Source organism: Vibrio cyclitrophicus (assembly GCA_023206055.1).
Taxonomy (GTDB): domain Bacteria; phylum Pseudomonadota; class Gammaproteobacteria; order Enterobacterales; family Vibrionaceae; genus Vibrio; species Vibrio cyclitrophicus_A.
Genome location: CP065367.1, coordinates 336,484 through 362,955, shown reverse-complemented (window position 1 = coordinate 362,955; position 26,472 = coordinate 336,484). Strand labels below are relative to the sequence as shown.

Below are 26,472 nucleotides of genomic sequence, written 5' to 3'. Positions count from 1 at the left end.
AACGTATCATGGAGCTTCGATTCTGGTAAAGAACGTTTTTGACTAAATACGATTTACACAACCCGTGTTTTGAATAAGTGTCACACGTAATTTCCCCTCTAAGCATGACCTTAAAGTTAAACCTACGTGTTTTTCGTTAAGACATAAAAAAGGCGAACCTAGTGGCTCGCCTTTGCAAAATATTGATTACAACTCAACTCAACTCAACTCAACTCAACTCAACTCAACTCAACTCAACAAGATTAGTTCGCGATTGGTGATAACAACTCTGGGTTTACAACTATGTTTCTCACACCATGTGCGTGATCTTCGTTGAAATCGTTTCCTTCACACCAGTTGCCAACCGTTGCGATATTCACTTTTGCTACTTGAGGTCTCACGCTCCATGTTACTTGGAAAGGCGAACCTTGCTCATTGTAACCAGGACCTGTTGTAGAGCCTGCGTATTGAATCGCTGAACCCGTATCTTGTGGGATGTTTGGTGCTTGATGTAAGCCGTTCACCTTTGAATGTTTAGCGAGTGCTTCAAAGTCGAGTGCTTTGTCATCATTAACTAAGACTAAAACTTGGGTTTCTACACGCAGTTGCGGATTGGTAATCGCATCGTTAAAGCAAGCGCCCAACGTTTCACCCGGTTCAACTTGTGCTGTCGAGTACACATAATGCACTTCAATGGTGTCACCCGAATGCAAAGAACCATGATCGCTTGGACAAACCTTGCCCTCAAATGGTTTCAGCTCAGCAGAACTCAGCTTGCCCGTGTATTTAAAGCCACTCTGAAATCCCTTACCATCACCGTTGCCAGCGTATTGAGTAAACTCGCCGCCTTTATGCTCAGCATTTTTATGGAAGTGGATATTACATAAGTTCATCGCTGTTGAATCAGGGGCATCCGAGAACAACCTGGTATTTGTTCCTTCAAATGAACCCAAATCTCGCGGGGCTTGCGGTCCAAAACCTTGTCCTTGGGTATTTTCAGAAAGCTTCGCTCTTTGTTCTGCGATAACACCATCTGATACAGACTCATGATTCGCATCTGATGCAATTGCATGAGCTGACAACATCACCATCGCGACACTTAAAACCACACTCTTATTCTTCATTCTTCTTCCCTAGAATATTGATAACTAAACCTAAACCGAAATTAACAGCAAACATCTTACTATGCTCTCAAGTGAATATAAGACTTGTCTTTGTAAGATTAGATTTCATTACTTGCTTTGGGATAAGTATTAGAACCCTTGATGCATATAACAAGTCAAACAAGGTAAATTCGGCGACTCCCTTCCAGAACTAATAATTTCCTATTTTCGTTCACCGTCGCCTGACTCAAACGCTCAGATAAATGAACACGATTATTAAGAAGAACGATGGCCAGATTTAGAAGATCAAAAAAGGCGAACCACTTGGCTCGCCTTCACGTTTGATTCTATCTAATAGGTTGGCTTTATTGGTTAACGGTTTAACCATTACCGGTGGCAAATATCCCAAACGTCATAACGTTCAATGCATCTGTCACGCCCTCTAGTGATTTAATCACGGTCTTAGTTGGTTGGTTATGACGAATAAAATAGCTTCCGATGCCTTTTTCCCCGCCTGTCTCTGCTTGGGTTTCATTTGTCTCTGTCGTTGCGACTTGAGAAGGTTCCACTGATTCTGGCTCTGTATTAGCGTGATCTATCGTGTCTTTATTTGAATCAAGGTTTGAGTTTGATTCATGATCAGTTATTGGTTGATTATTAACGATTGATTCATGGGGAGATTCAACGCTGGTCTTCGTATTTGTGTCCTTTGAAGTCTCGAGATGACTCTCTCCCTCTACGCTTTTCGACATAGCGTCTTCGTTGCTCAATGTCTCGTCGTCCAGCTATTGATTACTCGTTGAAGAACAAGCTGTTAAGAAAAACAGACTAACGATGAATATGAGTAAGTTTCTCATCATAGTGATAAAGCACGAATTAATAAAACATTGTTCGATTGTATTTTATTTGGCTGACGACATCCAGTGATATGCGGAGTAGACGTGAAAAGTTGTGTTCTTGAAGAGTAAAGAAATGCGTACGGATTTAGTGCTTTAGCTTAATAATTGGAGAGCTCAATTAGGTTGCCATCAGGATCTCGAATATAAACAGAGACAACGTTTCCCATTGCACCTGTTCGCGGTACGGGTCCCTCTTCTATCACGACTCCTTGCGCTTTGATATGTTCGACAACTTCAGCAATTGGTGTATTGGTAATAAAGCAGAGGTCTGCACTACCGACCTGCACACGCCTTGCTTTTGGCTCGAACTCGCTGCCGCTGAGGTGTAAATTGATCTTCTGCGTCCCAAATGACAACGCTAACCTGCCCTCACCAAATTCGATGGGCGTCATTCCAAGCACTCGTTGGTAAAAGTCTAGCGTAACTTGTAAATCACTCACGGTTAATACCAAATGATCCAATTGACTGATTTCCATCATTACCTTCCTGTAACTAAGAGTGATAAGGGCTTATTGTCGGAGACTAGGCATAAATAGGTGAACAATGTCATTCGGCAACCTACATAACTCATAACAGAAATGTAGGTTGGAATTACTTAAATTAGCCTTGGTTCTTACTGAGCGTGTAGGAAATTAAACTATCATCACCTACCTTGAATACCCAAACATGCTCGCCATCTACAAAACCAAATTGATTGGTTGATTTAATCGGCTTCAATTTCGCAATAAACTCCGATAACTCAGGCTCGTTGATGATGAAGCTTCCTTCTGAAGTATTCGCATCCAGATCATTATTCACTTCAATCTTCACGGTAGATTTAGGCAGAATCTCGGGTAACCATCCCCTATCGAATAAGTGCTCTTGCTTGGCTTGCGCGTAAGTCGAGTACTCATCGCTGACTACCTCTGAACAGCCCGACATTAAGGCTAAAGCCGAAAACAATGCAGGGAGTAAAACGTTAATTTTCATTTAGTCACCATAATTTTGATGCTGGCGTTTGAGATCATACTTTGCCATACAATCTCATTTTCATTTACAAAATCAATTTTATAAATCAATCGTAATCAGCATTCAAATTAATTGACTTTATTTACATCCAAGCTAGCTATTGAATATAAAATCTTGATTGTTAAAGAGTCGTTATTTCCTTGCCATATCGTAGATATTACTACCGGCAAATAAAAACGAACCACGCACCAAGAAAATAGTTTTAAGTTTAACAGGTTATAGTTCTAATCTTCACCCAAGCACAATGCTGTGATTCGGTCACACATGGCTTGGTTGATTGTAAAGTGGGTTTTGAGGAACGCTAGTTGGGCAAGTGCCGATTCAGCGGTGCGCTCGTAACCTTGGGTAAAGGTTGGCAGCAATTGGGCAAACTTAGGGAAGCGCGCCTCTAGCCTTCTGTCAGACATAAATTCATCGACAAATTCAGGTTGTGGGCTTTCAGTTTGATCCGCAAGATCGATCAAACGATCAAGCGCGTAAGATTGAACAAATCGACTCCCAGAAAGCTTTTCACCGCGGTTATAACGAGACATACCCACATAAAGGTTGGTGAGTGCCTCACCGAGGACCCATTCTTGAGAATTACTTTCTGCCGCATCCTTCGTTGGTGGAACACAACACTGCGTATCAAATTCAGGTTGTTGCCAAACAATGCGCCCTTCAGCAAATGGGATATGCGCTAACTCGTGGGGTTCGAATACAGCAAACTCACAGAATATCCCATCGGCATAAAGTACTTTATAACCATCGACCGTATTTCTTACCGCGTAGTCGATTGGGTTGATATCAGATAACCAATGCAAACTGTCTAGGAAATACTGCTTGTGCCCCGGCTGCACTATCGCGAAAAAATCCACATCTGAATACTGATCCAGTCGTTCTGTTTCAATACCGACTGAACCTAACCCCAATAGAGCATGAGCTTTACCTGACGCTTTTAAAGACTCGCCAATCGCATCTAAACGTTGTAGTAATTGTTCTGGTGTGTTTGGCTTTGGTGTTTGTATTGCTTTCAGCACTTTATCTGTTTGCATCTCTATATCCCATCAAGTTGAATGCCACTCAACCTAACTGATAGTTAGAACACCTATGAAGCCTAATTTATAAAATATGTGTTTGGGATAACGATCTGCGCAACTTATTGCTTCGTTTAAACTCATAAATCATCCACCAGCGTCCGACTTTCTATCTGATTTAGACCGAAGACTTAGCTAAATACGCCGCCATTTCTTGCTCTGGCACCATGCCGCCACCAGTCGCCCAAACAAGATGAGTCGCGTTAGCTAACGTAGAATTATCAATTTGTAGGCGATCAAGATATTCTCTATTCTGCTCAACATGAATCACGCCCGTCATACCTGCTAGCGCAGAAGGCTCTAACTTAATACCTTCGGCTTGATTCAATTCACTTAGCAACTGATACATGCGTTCGTCGGTCAACGTGTAATAGCCATCTAATAAGCGTTCCATCGCTCGCCCAACAAAACCGGAAGCACGGCCGACTGCAAGCCCGTCTGCTGCGGTCAAGTTATCAATACCCAGATCTTGAACTGCAATCTCATCATGCAAACCCGTATGAACACCGAGCAACATGCAAGGTGAATGAGTCGGTTCAGCAAAAATACAATGGACGTGGTCACCAAAAGCCATCTTCAAGCCAAATGCGACACCACCGGGTCCACCACCTACTCCACATGGCAAGTAAACAAATAACGGGTGTTCTTTATCTACCGAAATGTGTTGTTGCTCAAATTGCTGTTTGAGCCTTTGTCCTGCCACCGAATAACCAAGGAACAGGGTTTGCGAGTTTTCATCATCAATGAAAAAGCATCGCGGATCTTGTTCTGCCTCTTTACGTCCTTGTTCCACTGCAACGCCATAATCTTCTTCATATTCAACAACGTTAACGCCATGCTCACGAAGTTTGCTTTTCTTCCAAGCTCTCGCATCTGCCGACATATGAACGGACACTGTAAAACCTAGCTTGGCACTCATGATGCCGATCGACATGCCTAGGTTACCCGTTGAACCTACTGCAATGCTGTATTGTTGGAAGAAGTTACGAAACTCAGGTTCGAGCAACTTGCTGTAGTCATCGCTCTCACACAGTAACCCCGCTTCAATCGCAAGCTTCTCGGCATGCGTTAGTACTTCATAGATACCACCGCGAGCTTTGATTGAACCTGAAATCGGTAAATGGCTGTCTTTCTTCATCATCAAACGCCCTTTTATTGGCTGCTGATAATGAGCTTCTAATGCTAACTTCATTGCAGGGATATCGATAAGCTCAGACTCAATGATGCCATTGGTCGCTTGAGTTTCAGGAAACGCCTTGGCTAGATAAGGGGCAAACCTTTGTAACCTCAAACTCGCATCATGAATATCTTGTTCGCCTAATCCCACATAAGGTAAACCCCGCTCCAGAGTCGTCACATTTGGGTTAAACCAAACCACTTCTTCCAATGCAATCAATTGTTGAAGCAATGGGAAATCTGAGATGAGTTTATCGATATTCAATACAGTCATGGATTACCTTCTTTGGTAAAGCGTGCGCGACGCTGGTTCAGTCATTAGTAAACCTATTTAAACGGTATTTGTGTAATCATTCAATGACCTGTAGGCTAGCCTGTCTTCTCATAAGCAAACAGTAGAACAACCTATGAGCGCCTCTCTTCGTAATAGCATTTTCGTCATGTTAGGGATTCTATTCCTAGCACTTAACCTTCGTGGGCCTTTTACGAGCTTGGCTCCTGTGCTTTCTCAGGTTATGGAAGGCCTCAACCTTACGTCGTCGGCTGCTGGCTTCTTAACAGCTTTGCCACTGTTAACTTTTGCCTTATTTTCACCATTAGTCACCAAGATATCTGAACGAATTGGTCTAGAACCAAGCTTGCTCTTAGGCTTAGTTTTGATCACTACGGGTATTACACTGCGCTCTTTTGGAGCAATTCCGACTTTATACATCGGCACAGTGATGATTGGACTTGGTATCGCGATTGGTAACGTGTTGCTGCCTGTTGTAGTGAAAATTAGCTTCCCTACTCGTATTGCGACAGTCACTTCTTTGTACATCTTTACGATGGGCATCGGTTCGACGTTAGGCTCAAGTTTGATGGTGCCGTTTTCAAATCTAACCTTATTCACGATTACGGGTTGGCAATTAGCACTGTTAATGAACCTAATATTCCCAATATTAGCTTTGATGATTTGGTTGCCTAAGATCAGAAAGCGTTCTTCTTCAGCAACCAATAACAAGCATCAAGAAAAGCCTATTCCGATGAAGAAGATGATCAAGAGTGGCGTTGCATGGCAAGTGACACTAGCTCTTGGGCTTAACTCATTTACCTTCTATTCTTTGGCAGGCTGGCTTCCACAGATCTTGAACGACCTTGGCTACAGCGAAATCGATGCGGGTTACATCTACGGATTTCTACAATTTTCAACTATGGTTCCGGGATTGCTGTTGCTGCCGTTCTTAGGTAAAAGCGATAACCAACAATGGCTCATTACGCTTTGTACTTCTAGTGTATTTATTGGATTGATTGGGCTGCTGTATTTTCCTGAGTTTGCGATATTTTGGGTGGGACTCTTTGGATTAGCCAACTGCTCTACGTTTATTATCGCGCTCTCTTTTGTTGGCCTGAGAACATCGAATAGCAGCCAAGCCGCATCGCTGTCGGGTATGGCGCAAGGAATTGGTTATGCTTTAGCAGCAACAGGCCCAACGCTGGTGGGTAAGCTTCATGCTCAAACCGATTCTTGGAGTGTTCCCATTCTGCTGATCGCATCTGTTGCTTTTGCGTGCACGATTTTTGCGGCATTGGCAGCACGAGATAAGAAAGTGAGCGTTTAGGACAAACAGAATGGTTATGGCGTCGCGACTTTATTTGTTCGCTATTCTATTGCTGACGACGGTTTTGATGTATTCACTTGGCGACAAACCAAATTTGCCTTTAAAGCGCTGACTAAAGCGCCCTTCCGATTGGTAACCGCAAGACTGAGCCAACACAGCAACATTCTGCTGTCCGTTTTGCATCAGATAAAGCGCATGACTCAACCGAACTTCTGCCAGTACCTCACGATATTGCATGCCTTCAAGTTTCAATTTACGGATAAGCGTGGCGCGGCTCATCGCAAAGCGTTCCGCTACCGACTCTAGCGGATGCTTCTCATCAGGTGAATGTGAAAGGTAATGACTGAGCTTTTGGCTAAACGAGACGTTGGCACTGGCAAACAATCGATGCAACACCCCTTTTTCGGCTAATTGCTGATATAAGCCCTGTAACCAAAACTGCTGGGTCTCTTTACTCATGCTCTGTCTATCAAAGGAAAACAGGGCATTGAGTGAGTCTTGTAAGCTACGATCCGCTTGTACTGTAGGCAACCCCAGATCATTAGAACGTTCCTCACTTAAATCAAGCATCCCTTGAGAAGGTTGGAATTGAAAGCTAAATACTCGCGATAAGAAACGTCCTTTGTGGGGCATGTTCTCAAAGCTTAATGACGCTGATGCCTCACACAACAGCAGCTCAGAATGTGAGAGTTCTGCGGCTGAATCTTTCCAAAACAGGCGCTTACTGCCTGTAATGATCTGAATGATACTAGGGGATAGAATTCTCACATTACGCAGTTTTTGTAACTGCTCTGCACGAAAGATCGTTACTTGATATTGATGACTCATCTCATCCCCTTGTTTACTTATTATCAACGTGTATAAGTTGCAGTCAGTTTCGCTTTGTCTAAAGCCATGCTGTTCAACGTAAATCCAACCACAGCCGACGGCGTGTTTTCGTCGAGGTTGAGCTTATCCGTTGGCAATGCCCAAACCGTGAATTGATAGCGGTGCATACCATCTTTTTCTGGAGGACAAGCGCCCCCGTAGCCAACTGTACCGTAATCAATGCGACCTTCTTTGCCACCCACTTTAGAGATATCGACATCACGAGGTAGCTCGCTCACTGTTGCTGGAATACCAAACGCGACCCAGTGCCAAAAACCACTTTCAGTCGGAGCATCTGGATCATAAGCCGTGATTGCAAAGCTTTTGGTTCCTGCTGGCGCATCGTTCCACATCAATTGTGGTGATAGGTTATCGCCGTCACAACCCCAACTTGAGTATTCAAACGTCTTCGCCATTGGGTGACCTTCTTGAATATCGTTGCTGATTAATTCGAACGCCTGAGCAGAGCCTGCAGCCAAAATACTGATTGCCAATACGGATTTGATGATGAGTTTCATGATGGTTCCTCTTATTAGGTATGAGCCCAGTATAATCCCTGCCACCAGCTCAATAATGACAATAAGTACACAATCATCTAGTTTAATACGATCGAATGATACTTACTGTATTTTCAATTTATTATTTTAAAACATGACCCACTCGACAATTTGTTGTTAAAGGAACACTTGTTGACATTCAGGTTACAAATCATGTCCAAAACTCTTTAGACTCGCCCCACGACTTTTAACGAGAATGATTGGATGCGCAGGTTTACCTTAGCCCTTTGCTTGACCTTTTGGCTCCCAACTCTAGCCAATGCCCAAAGTTTGCAAGACAAGTGGCAAACCCTGTATCAACTGAGCTGGCAATCATCCCCAATCCTAGTATCTCAACAAGAGTTAGCTCAGTATCCAAAAGTTCTGCTTCATGAACGGAGCCGTTATCCCGATTTCAACCAATTCAGTTGGGGCGACATCGCCGCGTTAGCGTCAATACAAGATCACTGCCGAACGATTGAAAGCTATAACCCTTCATTACATGACGCCATCGAATTTGAACTCGCTCTGTGTCAGCAACAAACATTGGATTCGATTTGGTTTGCAGCACACACCAAACGACACCCTGCCGGTGGTAGCTTTGCTGATCGTTATTTGGCAGCTTACCCTGACGTAAGCGAGCAAATACGCGCATTTTTGAGTATTACCAACCCTCAGCACCCTTTATATAGCAAGCTAGAAACGCTAACCGCTCAAGGCAGAGAAGCACTGCTTAATGGGTACCGCGCTTGGCAACAAGATGATGTGCTTTGGTTAAGTGGCGAACAAGGCTGGAAAGCGATTCCATCGGAAGTTTGGCAACCTATCGCAGAGCAGCAAGAGGTTTCTTTGACGGGTGAAACCTGTACTTTTCGTTACAGCAACGTGTGCTTAAGCGAGCCTAGCAATGACAACCTGATCATGAAAACCTTGATATTTTCATTACTGTTAACGTTGCTTTCCGGCCTCGCTAGAGCCTTGTACCTAAGAACAAAACAACGAAAAGAGAGGCAGTTCGTTTTACAGCTTCTTACTCATGAACTGCGCACGCCCATTACTAGCCTTGGCTTAACCGTCGAAATGTTTAGAAATCGCTACGACGACTTTTCTGATGACACTCAAAGTGCGGTTTGGCGTTTAATATCTGACTATCAAAGGCTTTCTCAGCTCACCGAAAACAGCAAAGTGTACCTAAGTTCAGATCAGTCAGAGCCTTTGTTGAAGCAAAACGCATCATTAGAAGAGTGGCTCGATCATGTATGTGAAAAGCACAATATTTCTTATCAATGTGAAGCGCGTGAAGTTGAACTGAACCTTCCCTATTACTGGCTAACCATCTGTTTGGACAATCTGATCAAGAATGCCAAACAACACGGTAAAGGTGATGTTTTGGTAAAGGTCGAACTTGGAGACAAGCTGACGATTGAGGTGCAAGACGAGGGACTCTTCCCTTCTTTAATCCAACGCCTTATGTCTCGAGTAACGCCAAGCACTGCACACAAACAAGATAACATGGGCATTGGCCTGACTATTGTCGAGCACTTGATAAAACAAGCGAATGGCCGACTCATTATTCTACGTAACCCAACCCGATGTATTTTGGAAATTACTTATGAACACCCTACTGCTGATTGAAGACGACCAACTTCTTGGACAAGGCCTCGTCAGCTTCTTTGAATCCAATGGTTACCAATGCCTCTGGGCGAAGGATTCAGAGATTGCCAGTAAGCAATGGTTTCGAGCCGATCTTGTGATACTGGATCGACAGCTTGAAGATGGTGACAGCTTGCAACACCTTCCAAACTGGTTGCTGCTCAAAGCGCTTCCTGTAATTGTGCTGACCGCTAAAGTAGAAGTTCAACAACGTGTTGAAGGCTTAATGGCGGGTGCCAAAGATTACGTGACTAAGCCATTTTCTAACGATGAATTACTTGCTCGAGTCATTACTCAGCTTCGTCCGTTAGGTGTGAGCCTCTTAAATTACGCAAATATCCAAATCAACTTGTCGGAACGGATCGCTTATCTGGATGAAAGCCCAGTCACGTTGAAACCTAAGGAGTTTCAACTATTGGTACTGTTTGTTCAGAACCAAGGGCGTGTGTTTCACCGAGATGAATTACTTAACAAGATTTGGGGTTACCAAGCCTTCCCAAGCACCAGAACCGTGGACAATCACATACTGCGATTGCGTCAGAAGTTGCCGACGCTCCACCTAGAAACACATCGAGGCGTTGGTTATCGTTTGGCAGGAGAATCCCAATGAAACTAAGCTCGCTAATAGCACTATTTTGCGCAGCGCCCTTTGCGTGTCATGCGGCTTGGTTTGCTGATACGCCACTGGAACACACCTATCAATCACTGCTTGATAACCAACCACAAGTCGCGTGGCAGGAGCTACAAATCGCGCTGAATCAACAAACACTTGATAGTGAGCTTTGGCAGCCCGTCAAACAAGAGATATTGAGCCAAACTCAATGTGGAACCTCACTAAAACAAAGTGCTGAGCCGAAATACCACATTCAAGTCAGCTTCATTCGACGCTATGGCTTGTCATCGCACGGTTATCAAATCAAAGTCTCTGCCGAGCAACTCAACAAAGGCTTAGAAACCCAACCTCTTTCTTTGGTATCGCCTAAAGGCAAAGTCCTTCTTGATGGACAACTCGCTTCCAATAATGAGTATCACGAGATCGAAACCAATGAAATGTTCATCAAACCCGAATCTGGTGTTTACCAACTAAAGATAGGCTCAAACCACTACCCTATTATTGTCACTTTAAATGACAGCAATCGATGGCTGACGCTCGAGAGTAAACTCAGCGAACCACATATTGTGCTCTCGCCTCCAAAGGTGATCGACAACTGCCCTGACGCTAATGTGAGTTGGCAATGGTTTGATGAAAACTACAACCTGCTGGGTTACAAAGTACCAATCAAAACAGCGCAAGCACCCGTTCCCACAGAAAGCCCACTTGAAACCAAAGCTAAGCACTTAAGTGCGTCGGTTGAAATGTTTGAATACCAAGGGGCTATTGAAGTCCAATATGTGCAACGCGTCGCCGTGCCTTTCTAATGGCATGCTACTAAAGCCAAACAGAAAATAGAGACATATAGGTGACAAAACACTAGCGTTACATGGGTGTAATAACCGTACTTATCCTTTACGGAATCTAAATATGCTCAGCGTACGTCACCCACTCAATCTTTCTACTTGTGCCATTGTGGCTTTAACAACCTCTTGTCTGTTTTCATCCAACTCACAAGCGAGCCAAATAACGCTAACCAGTAATAGCAGCGTTAGCGGCAGCAGTATTCGCGACAACGCTAACGCCACTACCAGCAATACCGTCTCTATATCATCGAATACTCTAGAGATAGATTGGAATAACTTAAGCGTTAACAGCGGTGCTCTCACCGTTGATAACAAACCACAGAAAGCGACTAATCTGGTCATTGGCTTTTCCGATAAAGCTGACTCAGTAAAAATCGCCACTTGGACCTTAGTACCCAGCGGGATAAACATTGAGGCCGAGCTTAATCAAGACCAGCTCACTTTTCAGTTCAGCTTGCCTTCGAATATACAGGTGAAGCGAAACGAACCCATTGAGTTAGCGTGGTTTGATCTTGCAGAACAACAAACTCAGACGCTATTTCTTCCGTTTAGTGAAGGCATGCGCGTACCTACAAATAACAAGCTTTGGGCAAGCTATCTCGTCGCTAATTATTCTGGGGGCAACACCACTCAAGACTTAAAGATGCCTTTTTGGACGGTGCAGCAAAACAATCATTTCATTAGCTATCAGATGGTTAATGCGACCAACAATCAACTGCTTTTTTCAGATGCATCCTCTGATAGCACATCTAATCCAAAGACCAAAATTGACATGAAGGCATCACACCAATTTACGATGCTCAACCAATCACAGCCTTTTATTGTTCGTATCACCCTTGGATACTCGTGGTTAGATGGAGCGAAACGCTACCGCGATTGGCGCATCGAAAATGACCTTTCTGAGACACTGGTTGCTAAACAAAAGCGTAATCCAGAGGTGAATAAGCTGATCGGCGCCAGTCACGTTTACCTATTTGGCAAAGACCCATTAAGCATCCAAGATGTGAGTGACTGGTGGGGATTGAAAACATGGTATTTAGAGGGCTCTAAACTCAGCATTTCTGCGGAAGCGAAAAGAGAGCTGTCGTCACTCTCCAAGGGTAAAGATTGGTTCAGTCAGTACCACAAACAAGTGCTGCTAGACTCTATTAGCCAATCATTGCAGGTCTTATTTCCTGTTGGGAAGCCGACACTCGAAAACAACACGATTAAAGCGCAATACAAGGCAGCACAGAACAAGAAGAACTGGTTGCTAGAGCATGCTTCCCCTTACCTAAACTCGCCAGACACTTGGGGACAAGCGTTGTCTTCAGACATGGTCGCTAATCTAAATAAGGCAGGTTTAAACAAACTGTGGCTCGGATTCGATAATTGGATGCCAGCATTCTATCAACCTAACGCTGTTACTCTGGCAAAACAATCCGGATATCTGGTCGGTACTTACGATTCCTACAACACAGCCATTCCTGCGAAGCTAAACGACAATTGGCTAACCGCTCAATTACCAGAACCGATGCGTAAAAGTTGTGCCATTGAATTGGCTGATGGCAGCCTAAAAAGAGGGTTTCGAGATAACGGATTCTATCTAAATCCGAACTGCCATTTAGAATACGTAAAGCAGCGCGCCCAAGACATTATGAGATTCGGTAACTTCAACAGCTTATTCTTAGATGTTGATGCGACGGCAATGGCTCGTGAAGATTACAACGACAATACCAGTGAGTCGGACATGCTTTTTGCCTTCAATAACCGAATGCAGTGGTTAAGTGAGCAACCAAATTTGGTGTTGGGTTCTGAAGATGGCAATAGTCTGACAACAAAAGGCATCGCGTTTGCACACGGCTTAGAAACGGTTGGTTTTGGTTGGACAGATAAAGATATGAAAGAGAACCGAAACTCGCCTTATTACTTGGGCCGTTGGTACCCTGATCATAAACCGGACTTCTTCTTCAAGCCTGTAAAGGTTAAAGAGCCATACAAGTCGCTACTGTTTTCGCCTCAATATCGAATTCCGCTATATCAAGCCGTATTCCATGATGAAGTAATTAACACGCACCACTGGCATTCAGACAGCCTTAAGTTCACTAATGTACAAGCAGATCGTGACTTAACCGCAATGCTGTACAACACGCCACCGATGGTTCACTTGACCAGAAATGAAGCTTTATCCAGTTCAAGCCCGAGGATCAAAGCACTAAAACATTATCAAGATGGCTTTGAACCGATGCACGAGCAGTTATGGGATGAACAATTAGTCGATTTCTTCTGGTTAGACAAAAACGGAGATGTTCAACAAACCGAATTCAGTGACGGGACTAAGATCATAGCAAACTTTTCAGATCAAGCCTTTCACCAGAGAGGCCTTGAAGTAGCGCCGCTCTCTATCAAAGCCATATTGAGCAACGGACAAGCCTTAGAGTGGAACTCGGAGCCTAATTAGTATGAGCGTGTTGTTTTAAAGCCTATTCGAATTCACTATCACGGAGTAGCAGTTAACACTATCAACGAACTTGGTATTTCCGAGATTAGTTTTGATAGCTAGGTTACGTAAAATCAAAAAGTGTCCTTCTTCTGCTTGTAATAACAAGCAAAAATCCACCTTTTGACATCCAGGCTTCAATCCCAATCGAGACCAAATTCTCTCTCTTTTTGTGCAAGAAAATTGGGTATCGACCACAATTTCAAACACATCTGTTTTCACATAAACCACAAAAGTGATATTCATGTCATTATTGACTGATAATAATACAAAAGAGATATATTTGATGAATAAGACCCTACTCGCTTGCTGTGCACTTCTTGCTTTTTCTTCTTCGGCAACGGCTAATGTTCAGTTTTCGAACCCAGAAGGAGCTTTAGGCGAACCTTCTAATTACTCTCAATACCAAAATGTTCTGTCAGTGTCTGAACTTCAAATTTCAGATCCTAACGGAAAGAAAGGCAACAAAGACTATTTTGCGCTCGATAATAACTACGATGGCATAGTAAACAACAACTTCTATGTCGACAAACAAAGTGAAGCGCTAGTCTTTACGATGAAGAATGACCACCTGCGTAACGAGCTACGCGTTCAGGAAAATTTTCGCACAGACTTAGCAAATGAAACATACACATTGAGTTCGGAAGTTGAGATTATAAACCCTGAGGAGTCGATGAAGAACTCAGATTCTAAGCAAGACGAGATTACTTTTCTACAGGTTCACAACAAAGGCCTAGATAACATCGGTACTCACAATGTCCCTCACCCCTTGCTGCGCGTTGTATGGAAACGTGACAATAATGGTATTGAAGGGCATTTCTGGGCAATCGTTAAGAACAACGCAGTAATTTGTAAAGGATCGTTCGGTAAGAAAAACAAAGATAAGGAAATGTGCAAATCAGACGTAGCATATTCTCAGTTCGATTTAGGCAAAGCGCCAGAAGGCAAACCAACAGCATTTGACCTAATCGTTGGTGATAAAAAACTCATTGTTGACGTAGACGGTGAACGTAAAGTTGAGCAAGATATTGATTACTGGCGCCACCTATTAAGCTACTTCAAAGCTGGCGTATATAACCAATTTACAAATGGACAAAGTGAAGCTCACTTCTACAAGCTAGAGTACACAGAGAAAAAGAGCTAATTTAAAATTTAGCTTACAACCACATTGAGTCATCAGAAACAGAACAACGGACTTGTTAGAAAGTTCGTTTTTCTGTGGGTGCTGTTGAGCATTGTTAATGAGTAGACCCGAACAGCAGTTAAGCAGCCGATTACTTTTGTTGCTTCCAATATAATATGCCTTTATTCAGTTCTTTCATTAACTCTATTTTGAAAGGCGGTTAATAGGTAGTCGATAAAAACTTTCTTGCGCTTTGGCATCAACTGCCTGTCTGCATATACCAAACTCACGGACACCTCAGGCATGTCATACTCAGGCAATAGTCGTAATAACTTCCCTGTCTGAAAGTGGTCTCGACAGATGAACTCCGGTAAAACGGCTATCCCTAACCCATCAACACAAGCAGTAAGGCAAGCTGTAATCGTGTTTACCCTCAACTGACACGGCAACTCTATCAAAATCGATTCTCCATCCTCCAACTGCAAATGCCATTTAGGCAAGCGTGCTGCTTTGTTCACGACTTCAATCAGCCTAAATGGTGGTTTTAGATCTGCAGGAGTTTTGATATCACCAAATTGCTCTAAATATTCGGGGCTCGCTACCAGCGCACGTTTGGATGTTGTGAGATATCGAGAAACCAAGCTTGAATCCACCAGCTCACCAATTTGCGCGTATAGATCAATACCCTCTGCAATGATGTCGACTTCTCTATTGGTCAATTCCAAATTCAAAGTCACATTTGGGTGTTCTTTCAAGAAACTGTGAATGTATTGCGCTAACACTTGATGCCCAAGCTCGACAGGAAGTACCACATTGAGAGGGCCTCTGATCAAGTCTTGATTAGCAGAAACCTCAAGTTCAGCTTGATTCATGATCTCATGCATCTGCAAGCTCGATTGGTAAAAACGCTCGCCCTCAGGAGTTAACACTAAACTTCGTGTCGAACGAGTGATCAACCTCACACCTAAATGCTGTTCTAGCTCTGCCAATTTTCGACTTACAGTCGACTTAGTCATGTTGAGCGCTTCAGCGGCATGCGTAAAACTGCCACAATCAACCACTTGTGTAAAAACCGTAACTGCATTTAAGTCCATCCTACCTCCCCAAGCTCACTATTAGTAAGATTATTGCAACAGTGTTTCCTTTTTTTCCTATCTTATCAATTAATGACATTCATTTACAATTCGTTACATCTAAATGAAAACAAAATGAGAAAAATGAAATGGCAGAGAACAACAACGCTTCGCAATCAGTAAGCACAAAAAAACGTAAAAAAGCTCCGCTTATTGCCACTGCGATCATGCTGTCATTGGGTTTAGCAGGCGCGGGATATTGGTACGGTTATGGTCAGTACTTTGAATCAACCGATAATGCCTACCTTCAAGGCGACATTACTAACATTAGCCCTAAAGTCTCAGGCTATATTGTGAAGTCTTACGTGAGTGACAACCAATCGGTAAAAGCTGGTGATTTGTTGGTGCAAATTGATGACCGTGATTACCAATCGGCTCTTGCTCAGGCCAATGCCCATTTATCTGTCGTTCAATCAGACGTGAAAAACCTTGTAGCACAACAGACGTTACAACGTAGCAAGATTAATCAAGCAGAGAGCCGCGTCGATTCTGCACAAGCTGAATACGAACGTGCGACTCAACAAGTGGTTCGTTCTCGTAGCCTATTAAAACGCAATTACGCCTCTCAAGATGAAGTCGACAGCATGGTGGCACAACAAAAAGTGACCCAAGCCGATTTGGAAGAAGCAAAAGCTAATCTCGTTGCGACCAATGATCAGTTAATTGTAATTGCGAGTGAGAAAGAGCAAGCCAATGCATCCGTGACAGAAGCTCAAGCCCAAAGAGATCAAGCCCAACTTAACCTCGATTACACCAAGGTTTACGCGCCAGCAGATGGCGTAATTGGTAAACGCAGTGTGCGTGAAGGCTTATTGATTCAAGCCGGAGCTCCGCTCATGAGTTTAGTGCCAAACAACCAAGTGTGGATTGAAGCCAACTTTAAAGAAACACAGCTAAGCGGCATTCACAAAGGTCAGGCGGTTGAAGTGGAACTGGATGCATTCCCGGGGCAACCACTTGAAGGCGTGGTAGACAGTTTCTCCCCTGCGACTGGCGCCAAATTTGCGCTCTTGCCACCAGAAAACGCGACAGGTAATTTCACTAAAATCGTTCAACGTGTCCCTGTGAAAATTACGATTCCAGATCAGCAAGAGTTGAAAGGTCGACTGCTTCCTGGTTTGTCTGTGGTAGCGACCATCGATAAACGAGGCTAGATCATGAGTAACACTGGTGTTGTCACCCAAACTAATGAAGATGGAGAGGTTTCAAGACGCCACTGGATTGCCCTATTTGGCGGCTTGATCGGCGCATTTATGGCGATCTTGGATATTCAGATCACCAACTCGTCTCTCAAAGACATTCAAGGTGCGCTGTCTGCCACCTTAGATGAAAGCTCGTGGATCTCTACGTCTTACCTAGTCGCAGAAATGATCGCTATCCCGCTTAGTGGTTGGCTTTCTAAAGCGCTCGGTAAACGACGTTATATCACGTGGACGACGGCCATTTTCACCATTTCATCTTTGTTGTGTTCGTTCTCTTGGAACATGACCTCGATGATTGTATTCCGTGCGATGCAAGGCTTCAGTGGTGGTGCTTTAATCCCGCTTGCTTTCTCGCTAGTGATTCAGTTATTGCCTGTCAACAAACGCGCTGTCGGCATGGCACTGTTTGGTGTTACCGCGACGTTTGCTCCATCGATCGGCCCTACCTTTGGTGGTTGGCTGACCGAGAACTTCTCGTGGCACTATATCTTTTACATCAATATTCCGCCCGCTCTGCTCGTGATCACCATGATCCGCTATGGCTTAGACGATGAAAAACTCGATCTTGGTACGCTGAAAAAAGCAGACTGGTTCGGTATTGCGACCATGGCGCTAGGTTTAGGTTGCTTGGAAGTCGTGTTAGAAGAAGGCAACCGTGAGGAGTGGTTTAGCTCAAGCTTTATCGTTGGCTTGAGTATCGTGTCTGCGGTGAGTTTAGTTTACTTTGTGATAAACGAGTTACAACACAAGAAGCCATTGGTGAATTTGCGGCTATTGCGGGATGGGCAGTTTGCTATGTCTTGTATTGCCTATTTGATTTTAGGGATGGCGTTGCTCGGCTCTATCTATGTGTTGCCAATGTATCTCACTCAAATTCAACAATATAACGCAATGGAAATTGGTGAGGTGTTAATGTGGATGGGTTTCCCACAACTTCTGATATTCCCAATTGTGCCCAAGCTGACGAAAATCATTAAGCCTAAGTATTTGGTGACTTTTGGCTTCGCGATGTTCGGCTTCAGTTGTTACGTAAATACACACATGACAATCGATTTTGGTGGCCAACAGCTGATTTTATCTATGATTCTGCGTGCTATCGGTAGCCCATTTATTATGGTTCCGCTGTCTTTGGTTGCCATGAAGAACATCAGCAAAATGGACACGCCAGACGCATCAACCTTAACCAATGTGATGCGTAACTTAGGTGGTGCTTTTAGTATCGCGATTATTGCAACGCTACTTGATAACAAAACTCGTGAGCATCTTGCCCATATCAAAGAGTCTTTACCTTCAGTGAGTCAGTTAGGTTGGCAAACACTCAAAGATCAGCAAGCGTTCTTTATCCAATCAGGCAGTGATGCCGCGACAGCGATGCAACAAGCACAAGCGAGCCTGTTAGGAACAATGCAACGTGACGCCGCTATCATGGCCTATAACGATGTGTTCTTAATGATGACGGCATTCTTGGCTCTAGCTGCAGTCTTAATATTGACTATGAGGGATTAAACCTAAAACCAATGTCATTCTAGATTTAACCATACAAAAATATGAAGCCCGGTAACCAATCTGTTACCGGGCTTTTATTGTTTGAGTTGCCGTTTCTTAAGAGAAAACAGTTAGTACTTAAACAGTACTTTCACATCACCGCTCAACGCAGATTCGTCAACATAACCAATAGCATTGACGTTTGAAGAAACGTGATTAATAACGGCGCTGTAATCTGCAACTTGAACCGGGGCTTCTGCTTTTCCAGTAAATACCAAACGAGCCCACGCTGATTGCAGTTGAGATTCAGAGCGTCCCGTTGCTACTTCATGGAAAGCTATACGACCCGCAGCACCATCAACAAGCTCTACGATTTGCGCTTTGCTACCATTACCCAGTTGGTTTGATTTACCCATGAATAATTTTTTTACATCCGCGCTCGATAAAGCATCAACACCTGCGCTATTGCCGATAACAACCATACCTGCAGAAGCATTAAACGAAATGAATGTTGCCGCCATAAGCGTTAGTAACTTTTTCATACTGATACCTTAGAATACGAAGTCTAATTTAGCTGAATACAAGATTGAATCATCTTCAAAGAAATTGCCCGTTGCGACGAATGGATTTGCGGTAGTTTCTATATTCTCTTGGAAGCCACCACTGGTACCTTTGTAATCAACATAAGTCACATCGACTTTAAGCGACATGTTCTTAGCAAAGTCCCAGCGAGAACCAACTGCATAAGACAATCTCTCGTAGTTCATTGCTTCTCTTAGAGATGAAGAAGGTAGATTCACACGCTCTTCGTTATCTGTTGTTTCGACCCAGTTAACAGTAAAGTACGGGGTAAACTCATTCACTCTATAACCAATCAATGTTGAGATAGATTGGTAATCATAAAACTCACCATCAAGCTGTACATCCGCACCTTCGATGTTTGCGATTAAATCACCGTTATCATATTGCGCACCAAGTGAAATAAACTGGCCGTCTTTGCTATCCAACATCTCAGCCATTTGGCAGTAAGGATCAGAAGATGTCTTAAAATCACAAGATGGATTTGATTCAGCAACAAAGTAAGAACCACGGAATGTGAAATCGTTGATGTTCCAGTTAGCACTTAAACCCATCAATTTATCGAGCTTAACTTCACCAACCATCGAATCATCTTCATCGATCGTGCCGACACCCACAACAGGTTGAATCAGTAAGCTTGAATTTTCTAACTCCACAGGGATCAATAAATCAACACCGGTGTAGTTTTTTAGAACGATGTTTTCATATAGCTCTTGAGACGGGCGAATCATAGGATATGCGTAACCTAGATCTGTATAGTCAGAATAGAAAAACAGAGGCAAACGCAACTTACCAGCGCGAGCTGTAAAACTTTCAAAGTCGTATGATGCATAGGCCATCTCGATCTTTGGTTCATAATCATAGCGGCTGTTCGCAACGATCTGAGTAACGAATTTCGCTCTCTCATTCACCTGGAAGTCAAACTGAAGGCCAGCAAGCGTTTCTTGCTCCCACTGAAGGTTTTCACTCGTGTACCCCGCATAATTAACATCATTGTTCGCTTTGCCGATACCTACGGAACCAAAACCACTGATATTAATATCTTCCATACTTGCAGCATTAGCACCACAAGCAACACTTACTAGAGCAGCAATTACTGTCTTTTTCATAACGAACTCCACAGTTATGTTTTCATTTTTATAATTAGTAGCCCCAAATTCGAGGCAAACTCCCGCTGTCTTTCTTGGTTAAAATCAAGAAAAACGTGACTTAAAAAAACAGCGGGAAGAATTGAGGAAAGTTAACGAATCTTAAAATGACCCGTTAATTCAGTTAGGTTTCGTGTGATTTTTTGAATATCTTGAGCAACAGAATCAACTTGTTGAACGCTATCTGTCGTACCTTCAGCCATATCACGTATATCAGTGACAAAAGTTTCGATTCGAGAAGACGTTTGTTCTTGTTCTTCAGTCGCAGACGCAATGCTGTCATTACGTTGGCTAATATCCATAACATCATTAGTGATCTGTATAAGGGATTTTTCAGCAACTAACGATTGTTCAACACAATTTTCAGCTTTAATTGCGCTTTCGGAGATGATTTTCGACGCCATTTTCGCTTGCTCTTGTAGCTGAGAAAGCACTAACTGAATCTCTTGTGTAGAGCTTTGTGTCCTTGAAGCCAACGTGCGAACTTCGTCAGCGACCACAGCAAATCCTCTACCTTGCTCGCCAGCTCTAGCCGCCTCGATTGCCGCATTAAGAGCCAACAAGTTGGTTTGTTCGGCAATCGCACTAATTGAATCCAATATTGACCCTGCACTTTGAGTGTTTGTATCCAACTGACCTACAACTTGAGAAGCTTGTCGTACATCGGTAGTCAGCTCTTGTACCGCGAGAATAGTGCTTTTTACTTGAGACTCACCCATCGAAGCTTGTTCACTTGCACTGGTGGCAGATAAAGATGCGTCATTGGCATTCACGGCAATGTCTTTTGCCGCCATGAATAGCTGTTGTAATGATTGGGATACTTCTTCAATTGCCAAATGTTGATTCTTTGACAATGTGCGAGTGTTTTGGCTTGTACTAACTAAAAAACGCGATATAGAGTCTAGTTCGACAACGTTTTCTATGGTCTCTGACACATTACGCTGTAAATGAGAAACGAAAGAGTTGAACGAATCAACCAGAGGCTTTAGTTCGTCATTTTTTGCATGTACCAGGCGAACCGTTAAATCCCCCTCACCTTCGGCAATGTCTCTCATTTTGTCACTGATGTTCGCCAAATCTTTACGAATAGCATGCACAACGAACCATCCAAACAAACACAGTGCAATCAACGCCGTGATGCCAAGCACTGTCATTATTTTGTTTGAACTAAGGTTATTTTCCTCAAGTACCGTGACTGAGTTTTCAAAATCTGAGATTCGAGCTTCCGAGAAGTGGTTTATATCTTGGGTAAGCACTTCAAGCATGTCGCTATTTTGCTTGGCTAGTTTACCAACCTCTGTCAATGAGAGATCTCCATCGATCATGCCTTTAGCAATGCGATGTGCTAACTCAAAATATGTCGTGGTATTTTTCTGAAGTTCTATGATTGAATATTTGATTGATGGATCTAATTCTACCTGCATCTGAAAGTTAGCTACTATTTCCTTGTAGGTAGCAGCATTCATTTGAAGTAGTTCTTCGTCACCTAACGTGACGGCTAAATTAAATCGTTCGGCCAATTGAGAGATTAACACTCTGTTCATTGACGACGAATCCATGATTGGATAAAGAACTTTATCGATTCGATTTACTTGTTCGTTGTTATTACTTAAGGCCCCCTCGCCCACAAATAAAATACTACTGAAACCAGCAAAAGAGAAAAGGCACAATGCCAGAACTTTATTTTTTATAGAAAGCGAAAACATGAAACATCCTTATAAACGGAATAATATACCGTCGTTTATCTATAAGAATACTTTTAAGGCCAGCCGCCCACAATTCAGATTAAATATGATTACAATAAATAATTTCGATTAAATACATAAATACGGTAAATCGCAAATGTTTCAAATCTACTCCCTCAAATGCGATTAATCTTATTCCACGCTCTGTGTTACAACAAGCCAAGAACCTAGCCTAATGGTTTATCTTTAACTCCCAAAAATCTAATGAACAACAAAGAGTTAAACCTCAACCAATTTATGGTACGCAACCTTGACAATGTGCAACCTGACACCTAAATTAAAAATAACATTTGGTATTGAGGAAAATGGATTTGACCTTACCACCAGACCTACGGGTTTTGATTGTCGACGACTCTAAAAGTGCAACGATACTTATCAAGCAACAATTGGCGAGCCTTGGCATTTCGCGTAACTGCATCTTTATTGCAACCGATTATCGACAAGCCATAAAAGCGGTCGAGACGCACTCGTTTCATGTTCTCCTCATTGATTACCACTTAGAGCAATCATTCACAGGGTTTGAGTTGTTGGGCATTCTTTACCGAAATCGACTTATCGATCATACGGTTGCGACGATTCTACTTTCCGGTGACATGCGCCAAGAAACAGTACTAACCGCCCTATCTGGCGAAGCGCATCATTTCATTTCTAAGCCGATTCATACACAGTCGTTGGGTAAGAAAATCCAAAATGCAGTGTTCGAATCTCAGCAAATTGATCAGCTAAACCGCCTCTACCCGATTAACACACCTGAAGTGCTGAAACAGGCGCTAGCGCTCCCTAATAACCAAGTGAACGTACAATTCGAAGCGACACTGATCGAGCACTTAATCGCGGGTAAAAAGTGGGACTTGCTTTCAAATGTCCTCACGACTTCAAAAACAAAAATGCACCCGACCAAGTTGGTTGCAGAGGCATTAATTTTAGACAGCTTAGGTAAACCGAATCTCGCGATCGAGAAGCTGCACAGTTACTTGATTGTTCAGCCGTTGTCACTAAACGTGATTGATTGCCTAAGCTGCATCTATGAAAAACATAAGATGTTGCTGCCTGCGCTTAAGCTTGCGATCCGAGCATTTGAAATGACACCGAGTATCAGCCATCGCGCAATCAGAGCGATCGACTTGGCCGAGAACGTCGACAATACGCACATGTTGATTAAGCTTGGGGAAATGTACGCAACCCACATTTCGTCTGCTGATATTGATGTGATTAATTCGATAGGCACGCACTACGACTCTTTAAAAGCAACTTACCAACGAGAAACTCAAACAAGTAACAAACGCATGTTGCTTGAGCACGCTAACCAATTCACTGAGTTGGTGAATTTAAAGCTCCCAGCAAAGCTACAACAACAAGTTTTAGCCAGCCTTGCCCTATTCCAGAGCAGTATATTGCTGATAGAAAACAGCCCATTGGTTGCTCACAAGAAGGTGATACGAGCCACTAAGCTATTATCGAATAATTTTTTCAACCAACCGACTTCGCTGCTAGCTCAACTGTTGCCTTTGCTTAGTCACTTTGGCGAATACTCGTTGTACCATCTTGTAGCGGAATGCCTCAAATCTCGTGGTGAGCCAGTACAAGAACAACTGGCGTCAAACACAGCCGACCCGTCCACTTGCATCAATATCGGAAATTCGGGGTCGATCCAAGAATTAAAAGGTTACATTCACAATTACCCTTATTCAGTCGCCGCTAAGCTTGACTATCTATATGCCGTCAATAACGCTCACATAGAGGTAAACCTTAGTGACGAATACGTAGAAGAACTGACACAGCTAGAACTTCCACCAAGATGGAACCAATGGATCAGTGATTCATCAAGGTATGGTTTTTCCACTAAGCCACCTAGCCCATTCTCAACAAGCAGCCGACAGGAGTCTATATGCTAGATTTTGATGCTTTAAATGCCTACTTAGATAATGACAGAGAAGTGATTTACGCTGTGCTGTCGACTTACCAAGAAGACCATGGCAATTCACTCGAAGAGATAGAAGAATTAGTACAACAACAAGATTGGGGTAAGCTTCATTTTACCGTGCACACCTTGAAAGGCATCTTAGCCAGCTTTGGTGAAGGGACAGCAACTATTGCGTTAGAAAGAGTAGAACAAGACACACTCAATAAGCTTGCGCCACAAGATGATGACCTTTCCGTTATCTACAGCGAAGTGAAGATAATCAACCAGCAAATCGATGAGGTTCTTAGCACTTATTAGTCGATAGAATTAAGACTTTCGTGGCGATACTGAATAGCAAAAACAGCTGAAAGAGTTGAGGTACTTAGAAACATTGAACCTCAACTCTTGCCATTTCCTTCATCACTTCACGTCTATAAATTCATAACATTCATCTAGGTAAACCGATGCATAACACATGCTTTACAAACCCGCTATATTGATGTTTTAAATAAAAAAACAACCCACTTGATGAGATGCAAAAAGGTTAAATATTTGTAGACACTTTTGTGATATGAACATACAGAATCTCATTTTATTTGTTGGTAAAGAAGAAACTATTATCTACACTCTAATGAAACCAAGCCTTAATCACTTGGTGGCATAACAATAAAATAAAACGTTCAGTCGGCTAGATAAGGACAAGGAAATGAACAACAATAGTTTTGCTGCGTTTCAGGGGCTCACGGAAGAAACACCCATTAACGAATCATTTTCTACCAGTGCAGAACCTTATGCTCATTATCTGAAGGATATTGTAGGCATTGATCTGCTGTCACGTGAAGATGAGGTGTATTACGCAAAATTGAATCGCGCGGGTGATACAAAAGCGCGAGATGTGATGATCGAATCAAACCTACGCCTTGTTGTAAAAATCGCAAAGAGATACCTAAAACGTAAAGGCAATAATTTCACCCTGCTCGACCTGATCGAGGAAGGCAACATTGGCTTAATTAAGGCCATCGACAAATACGATCCAGAACCAGGCTATCGTTTTTCAACCTATGCTGTATGGTGGATCCGCGAAAACATTGAAGCCGCTTTAATGAACACGGGTCGTACCGTTCGATTGCCAGCTCACGTGTGTAAAGAAATAAACAGCCTCGCCTCAAAGAAGCTCGATGTGAGCAAAAAAATGAATAAAGAAGTTTCTATTTCTGAGTTATCAGACAGTTCTGGTGTTAAGGCCGAACGCGTTGATCAACTGGTGGCATTAAGCGGATTTATTGACGTGACGATAACAGTGGGAACTAGTCAAGCTCCTATGGTGCTTGATCAATGCGAAAGTGAGTATATCCCCGACCCTCAGCAATATTGTGAAGACCAATCCTTTACCCTAGCTCTAGAACAAATCATCAATACCCTTCCTCCAAAGTTACAAAAGGTACTCATCCACCGTTTTGGTTTCTTTGATAACAAGGTGAAAACGTTGTCTGAGATTGGACAAATGTCGGATGTGAACGTTTCTAATGAACGAGTTAGACAAATGCAGAAAGAAGCGGTCGAAAGAATTCAAAAACGACTCAAATTTGATGGTTGGGTGTAATTCGCAACCCTCTTTAGAATTAAGTGAAAATAACGCGAAACCAAAACAACAACGTTAAGTAAAACAAAGAACTTTAAGGGAGAGCCTCAAAGCTTGCCCTTTTTGTTTGCCTAGTTTCCTGGAAAAAGCTCGTAAGCACAGAGATGCTAAGTCACTAAGCTGAGCCATTAACGGGCCATTCGACAGTATTAACTTAGAGAAGTGACTCGCTCACTGCGTAAAATGAGGTAATTAATATAAGAGGTTTCAAGACAATCTTGTTCCCACACCGATAAAATCCGTTTGGCCGCAAAATAATAATCTTTGTTTCTCAACAACATCCCAACGGTGCGACTGAGCTTTTCAAATCGAACGTGATCGCTCGCTGAGATGTAGTCATCTTCACTTTCAATAATCGGTGCTAAACCATCAGCAAACCAATTGTTCAATATTTCTCGCATTTCTAATTCAGACTCAGGAACATCCACACTCGACAACTCTCGATGCTGAGGTGGTGGCACGATGTACTTCGATGCTAGCGGTGAACTGACATAACGATACATGTCGTCCCTCCTTTCTAACTGACTCTTCTAATAATTAAGGACATTTTTACCTGTTCTCAAGTTTATTTATCGAAACAAATAGCCAAAAAAACGAATAAAAAAGCCATGTATCAATGACTCTACATGGCTTTAGTGAGGGCAACTTTTTGCTACCCTATCTATTTGTCGGTTTAG

The 26,472-nt window shown here is 42.9% G+C and carries 24 protein-coding genes; 11 read left to right on the top strand and 13 right to left on the bottom strand.

Features of this window, described 5'->3' with window-relative positions; all coding sequences use genetic code 11:
• Positions 1–242: 242 nt before the first annotated feature.
• The 6 genes from ITG09_17400 to ITG09_17375 form a co-directional block, all read right to left on the bottom strand.
• Positions 243–1,103: a hypothetical protein gene (locus ITG09_17400; GenBank protein UPR54730.1), complete on the bottom strand. Its 861-nt coding sequence runs from the start codon at positions 1,101–1,103 to the stop codon at positions 243–245.
• Positions 1,104–1,462: 359 nt separating this feature from the next.
• Positions 1,463–1,834: a hypothetical protein gene (locus tag ITG09_17395; protein ID UPR54729.1), complete on the bottom strand. Its 372-nt coding sequence runs from the start codon at positions 1,832–1,834 to the stop codon at positions 1,463–1,465.
• A 245-nt stretch (positions 1,835–2,079) separates the two neighbouring features.
• Positions 2,080–2,457, bottom strand: coding sequence for a VOC family protein (locus tag ITG09_17390; GenBank protein ID UPR55198.1), 378 nt, complete (start codon positions 2,455–2,457; stop codon positions 2,080–2,082).
• Positions 2,458–2,581: 124 nt separating this feature from the next.
• Entirely contained in the window at positions 2,582–2,950 is a 369-nt protein-coding gene (locus tag ITG09_17385; protein ID UPR54728.1) for a hypothetical protein, read from the bottom strand.
• A 263-nt stretch (positions 2,951–3,213) separates the two neighbouring features.
• Positions 3,214–4,023: a hypothetical protein gene (locus tag ITG09_17380; protein ID UPR54727.1), complete on the bottom strand. Its 810-nt coding sequence runs from the start codon at positions 4,021–4,023 to the stop codon at positions 3,214–3,216.
• A gap of 160 nt (positions 4,024–4,183) precedes the next feature.
• Entirely contained in the window at positions 4,184–5,515 is a 1,332-nt protein-coding gene (locus tag ITG09_17375) for a D-serine ammonia-lyase (GenBank protein UPR54726.1), read from the bottom strand.
• Positions 5,516–5,648: 133 nt separating this feature from the next.
• On the opposite strand from ITG09_17375, the gene ITG09_17370 reads away from it, so the two are divergent.
• The gene (locus tag ITG09_17370; GenBank protein ID UPR54725.1) at positions 5,649–6,842 is read left to right on the top strand and encodes an MFS transporter; all 1,194 of its coding nucleotides are present in this window, start codon (positions 5,649–5,651) and stop codon (positions 6,840–6,842) included.
• A 30-nt stretch (positions 6,843–6,872) separates the two neighbouring features.
• Here ITG09_17370 and ITG09_17365 read toward each other — a convergent pair whose 3' ends face one another.
• Complete coding sequence (locus tag ITG09_17365) at positions 6,873–7,670, bottom strand: helix-turn-helix transcriptional regulator (protein UPR54724.1); 798 nt, start codon at positions 7,668–7,670, stop codon at positions 6,873–6,875.
• 23 nt (positions 7,671–7,693) lie between these two features.
• Positions 7,694–8,227, bottom strand: a complete 534-nt coding sequence (locus ITG09_17360) for a YbhB/YbcL family Raf kinase inhibitor-like protein (GenBank protein UPR54723.1) — start codon at positions 8,225–8,227, stop codon at positions 7,694–7,696.
• Positions 8,228–8,470: 243 nt separating this feature from the next.
• On the opposite strand from ITG09_17360, the gene ITG09_17355 reads away from it, so the two are divergent.
• The 5 genes from ITG09_17355 to ITG09_17335 all read left to right on the top strand — a co-directional run bounded on the left by ITG09_17355 (position 8,471) and on the right by ITG09_17335 (position 14,979).
• Positions 8,471–9,880 (top strand): DUF3404 domain-containing protein, encoded by a 1,410-nt coding sequence (locus ITG09_17355; GenBank protein UPR54722.1) that lies wholly within the window; start codon positions 8,471–8,473, stop codon positions 9,878–9,880.
• Positions 9,858–10,508: a response regulator transcription factor gene (locus ITG09_17350; protein ID UPR54721.1), complete on the top strand. Its 651-nt coding sequence runs from the start codon at positions 9,858–9,860 to the stop codon at positions 10,506–10,508. The genes ITG09_17355 and ITG09_17350 overlap by 23 nt, the downstream gene beginning before the upstream one ends.
• Entirely contained in the window at positions 10,505–11,317 is an 813-nt protein-coding gene (locus tag ITG09_17345; GenBank protein UPR54720.1) for a DUF2861 family protein, read from the top strand. The genes ITG09_17350 and ITG09_17345 overlap by 4 nt, the downstream gene beginning before the upstream one ends.
• Positions 11,318–11,420: 103 nt before the next feature.
• Positions 11,421–13,796: a glycoside hydrolase gene (locus ITG09_17340; GenBank protein ID UPR54719.1), complete on the top strand. Its 2,376-nt coding sequence runs from the start codon at positions 11,421–11,423 to the stop codon at positions 13,794–13,796.
• 325 nt (positions 13,797–14,121) lie between these two features.
• Positions 14,122–14,979 carry a polysaccharide lyase family 7 protein gene (locus ITG09_17335; GenBank protein UPR54718.1) on the top strand — a complete coding sequence of 286 codons (858 nt, stop codon included), beginning with the start codon at positions 14,122–14,124 and terminating at the stop codon, positions 14,977–14,979.
• Between the two features lie 161 nt (positions 14,980–15,140).
• Here ITG09_17335 and ITG09_17330 read toward each other — a convergent pair whose 3' ends face one another.
• Positions 15,141–16,052, bottom strand: a complete 912-nt coding sequence (locus ITG09_17330) for a LysR family transcriptional regulator (GenBank protein ID UPR54717.1) — start codon at positions 16,050–16,052, stop codon at positions 15,141–15,143.
• 128 nt (positions 16,053–16,180) lie between these two features.
• Here ITG09_17330 and ITG09_17325 point away from each other — a divergent pair, with 128 nt between their 5' ends.
• Both ITG09_17325 and ITG09_17320 read left to right on the top strand, forming a co-directional pair.
• Entirely contained in the window at positions 16,181–17,245 is a 1,065-nt protein-coding gene (locus ITG09_17325; GenBank protein ID UPR54716.1) for an HlyD family secretion protein, read from the top strand.
• A 3-nt stretch (positions 17,246–17,248) separates the two neighbouring features.
• Positions 17,249–18,799 (top strand): DHA2 family efflux MFS transporter permease subunit, encoded by a 1,551-nt coding sequence (locus ITG09_17320; GenBank protein ID UPR54715.1) that lies wholly within the window; start codon positions 17,249–17,251, stop codon positions 18,797–18,799.
• 110 nt (positions 18,800–18,909) lie between these two features.
• On the opposite strand, the gene ITG09_17315 is transcribed toward ITG09_17320, so the two are convergent.
• The 3 genes from ITG09_17315 to ITG09_17305 form a co-directional block, all read right to left on the bottom strand.
• Entirely contained in the window at positions 18,910–19,320 is a 411-nt protein-coding gene (locus ITG09_17315) for a phosphate ABC transporter substrate-binding protein (protein ID UPR54714.1), read from the bottom strand.
• 9 nt (positions 19,321–19,329) lie between these two features.
• Entirely contained in the window at positions 19,330–20,466 is a 1,137-nt protein-coding gene (locus tag ITG09_17310) for a hypothetical protein (GenBank protein ID UPR54713.1), read from the bottom strand.
• 131 nt (positions 20,467–20,597) lie between these two features.
• Positions 20,598–22,211: a methyl-accepting chemotaxis protein gene (locus tag ITG09_17305; protein ID UPR54712.1), complete on the bottom strand. Its 1,614-nt coding sequence runs from the start codon at positions 22,209–22,211 to the stop codon at positions 20,598–20,600.
• Between the two features lie 344 nt (positions 22,212–22,555).
• On the opposite strand from ITG09_17305, the gene ITG09_17300 reads away from it, so the two are divergent.
• The 3 genes from ITG09_17300 (at position 22,556) to ITG09_17290 (ending at position 25,756) form a co-directional block, all read left to right on the top strand.
• Positions 22,556–24,145 (top strand): response regulator, encoded by a 1,590-nt coding sequence (locus tag ITG09_17300; protein ID UPR54711.1) that lies wholly within the window; start codon positions 22,556–22,558, stop codon positions 24,143–24,145.
• Positions 24,139–24,471: an Hpt domain-containing protein gene (locus ITG09_17295; protein UPR54710.1), complete on the top strand. Its 333-nt coding sequence runs from the start codon at positions 24,139–24,141 to the stop codon at positions 24,469–24,471. The genes ITG09_17300 and ITG09_17295 overlap by 7 nt, the downstream gene beginning before the upstream one ends.
• Before the next feature lie 388 nt (positions 24,472–24,859).
• On the top strand, positions 24,860–25,756 hold the full coding sequence (locus tag ITG09_17290) for a sigma-70 family RNA polymerase sigma factor (GenBank protein UPR54709.1): 897 nt from the start codon (positions 24,860–24,862) through the stop codon (positions 25,754–25,756).
• A 188-nt stretch (positions 25,757–25,944) separates the two neighbouring features.
• Here ITG09_17290 and ITG09_17285 read toward each other — a convergent pair whose 3' ends face one another.
• Complete coding sequence (locus ITG09_17285; GenBank protein ID UPR54708.1) at positions 25,945–26,298, bottom strand: hypothetical protein; 354 nt, start codon at positions 26,296–26,298, stop codon at positions 25,945–25,947.
• Positions 26,299–26,472 lie beyond the last annotated feature (174 nt).

Excerpts from the sequence above, each read along its gene's own strand:
- ITG09_17400 (UPR54730.1), bottom strand. The coding sequence starts at position 1,103 with ATGAAGAATAAGAGTGTGGTTTTAAGTGTCGCGATGGTGATGTTGTCA.
- ITG09_17395 (UPR54729.1), bottom strand. The coding sequence starts at position 1,834 with ATGTCGAAAAGCGTAGAGGGAGAGAGTCATCTCGAGACTTCAAAGGAC.
- ITG09_17390 (UPR55198.1), bottom strand. The coding sequence starts at position 2,457 with ATGGAAATCAGTCAATTGGATCATTTGGTATTAACCGTGAGTGATTTA.
- ITG09_17385 (UPR54728.1), bottom strand. The coding sequence starts at position 2,950 with ATGAAAATTAACGTTTTACTCCCTGCATTGTTTTCGGCTTTAGCCTTA.
- ITG09_17380 (UPR54727.1), bottom strand. The coding sequence starts at position 4,023 with ATGCAAACAGATAAAGTGCTGAAAGCAATACAAACACCAAAGCCAAAC.
- ITG09_17375 (UPR54726.1), bottom strand. The coding sequence starts at position 5,515 with ATGACTGTATTGAATATCGATAAACTCATCTCAGATTTCCCATTGCTT.
- ITG09_17370 (UPR54725.1), top strand. The coding sequence starts at position 5,649 with ATGAGCGCCTCTCTTCGTAATAGCATTTTCGTCATGTTAGGGATTCTA.
- ITG09_17365 (UPR54724.1), bottom strand. The coding sequence starts at position 7,670 with ATGAGTCATCAATATCAAGTAACGATCTTTCGTGCAGAGCAGTTACAA.
- ITG09_17360 (UPR54723.1), bottom strand. The coding sequence starts at position 8,227 with ATGAAACTCATCATCAAATCCGTATTGGCAATCAGTATTTTGGCTGCA.
- ITG09_17355 (UPR54722.1), top strand. The coding sequence starts at position 8,471 with ATGCGCAGGTTTACCTTAGCCCTTTGCTTGACCTTTTGGCTCCCAACT.
- ITG09_17350 (UPR54721.1), top strand. The coding sequence starts at position 9,858 with ATGAACACCCTACTGCTGATTGAAGACGACCAACTTCTTGGACAAGGC.
- ITG09_17345 (UPR54720.1), top strand. The coding sequence starts at position 10,505 with ATGAAACTAAGCTCGCTAATAGCACTATTTTGCGCAGCGCCCTTTGCG.
- ITG09_17340 (UPR54719.1), top strand. The coding sequence starts at position 11,421 with ATGCTCAGCGTACGTCACCCACTCAATCTTTCTACTTGTGCCATTGTG.
- ITG09_17335 (UPR54718.1), top strand. The coding sequence starts at position 14,122 with ATGAATAAGACCCTACTCGCTTGCTGTGCACTTCTTGCTTTTTCTTCT.
- ITG09_17330 (UPR54717.1), bottom strand. The coding sequence starts at position 16,052 with ATGGACTTAAATGCAGTTACGGTTTTTACACAAGTGGTTGATTGTGGC.
- ITG09_17325 (UPR54716.1), top strand. The coding sequence starts at position 16,181 with ATGGCAGAGAACAACAACGCTTCGCAATCAGTAAGCACAAAAAAACGT.
- ITG09_17320 (UPR54715.1), top strand. The coding sequence starts at position 17,249 with ATGAGTAACACTGGTGTTGTCACCCAAACTAATGAAGATGGAGAGGTT.
- ITG09_17315 (UPR54714.1), bottom strand. The coding sequence starts at position 19,320 with ATGAAAAAGTTACTAACGCTTATGGCGGCAACATTCATTTCGTTTAAT.
- ITG09_17310 (UPR54713.1), bottom strand. The coding sequence starts at position 20,466 with ATGAAAAAGACAGTAATTGCTGCTCTAGTAAGTGTTGCTTGTGGTGCT.
- ITG09_17305 (UPR54712.1), bottom strand. The coding sequence starts at position 22,211 with ATGTTTTCGCTTTCTATAAAAAATAAAGTTCTGGCATTGTGCCTTTTC.
- ITG09_17300 (UPR54711.1), top strand. The coding sequence starts at position 22,556 with ATGGATTTGACCTTACCACCAGACCTACGGGTTTTGATTGTCGACGAC.
- ITG09_17295 (UPR54710.1), top strand. The coding sequence starts at position 24,139 with ATGCTAGATTTTGATGCTTTAAATGCCTACTTAGATAATGACAGAGAA.
- ITG09_17290 (UPR54709.1), top strand. The coding sequence starts at position 24,860 with ATGAACAACAATAGTTTTGCTGCGTTTCAGGGGCTCACGGAAGAAACA.
- ITG09_17285 (UPR54708.1), bottom strand. The coding sequence starts at position 26,298 with ATGTATCGTTATGTCAGTTCACCGCTAGCATCGAAGTACATCGTGCCA.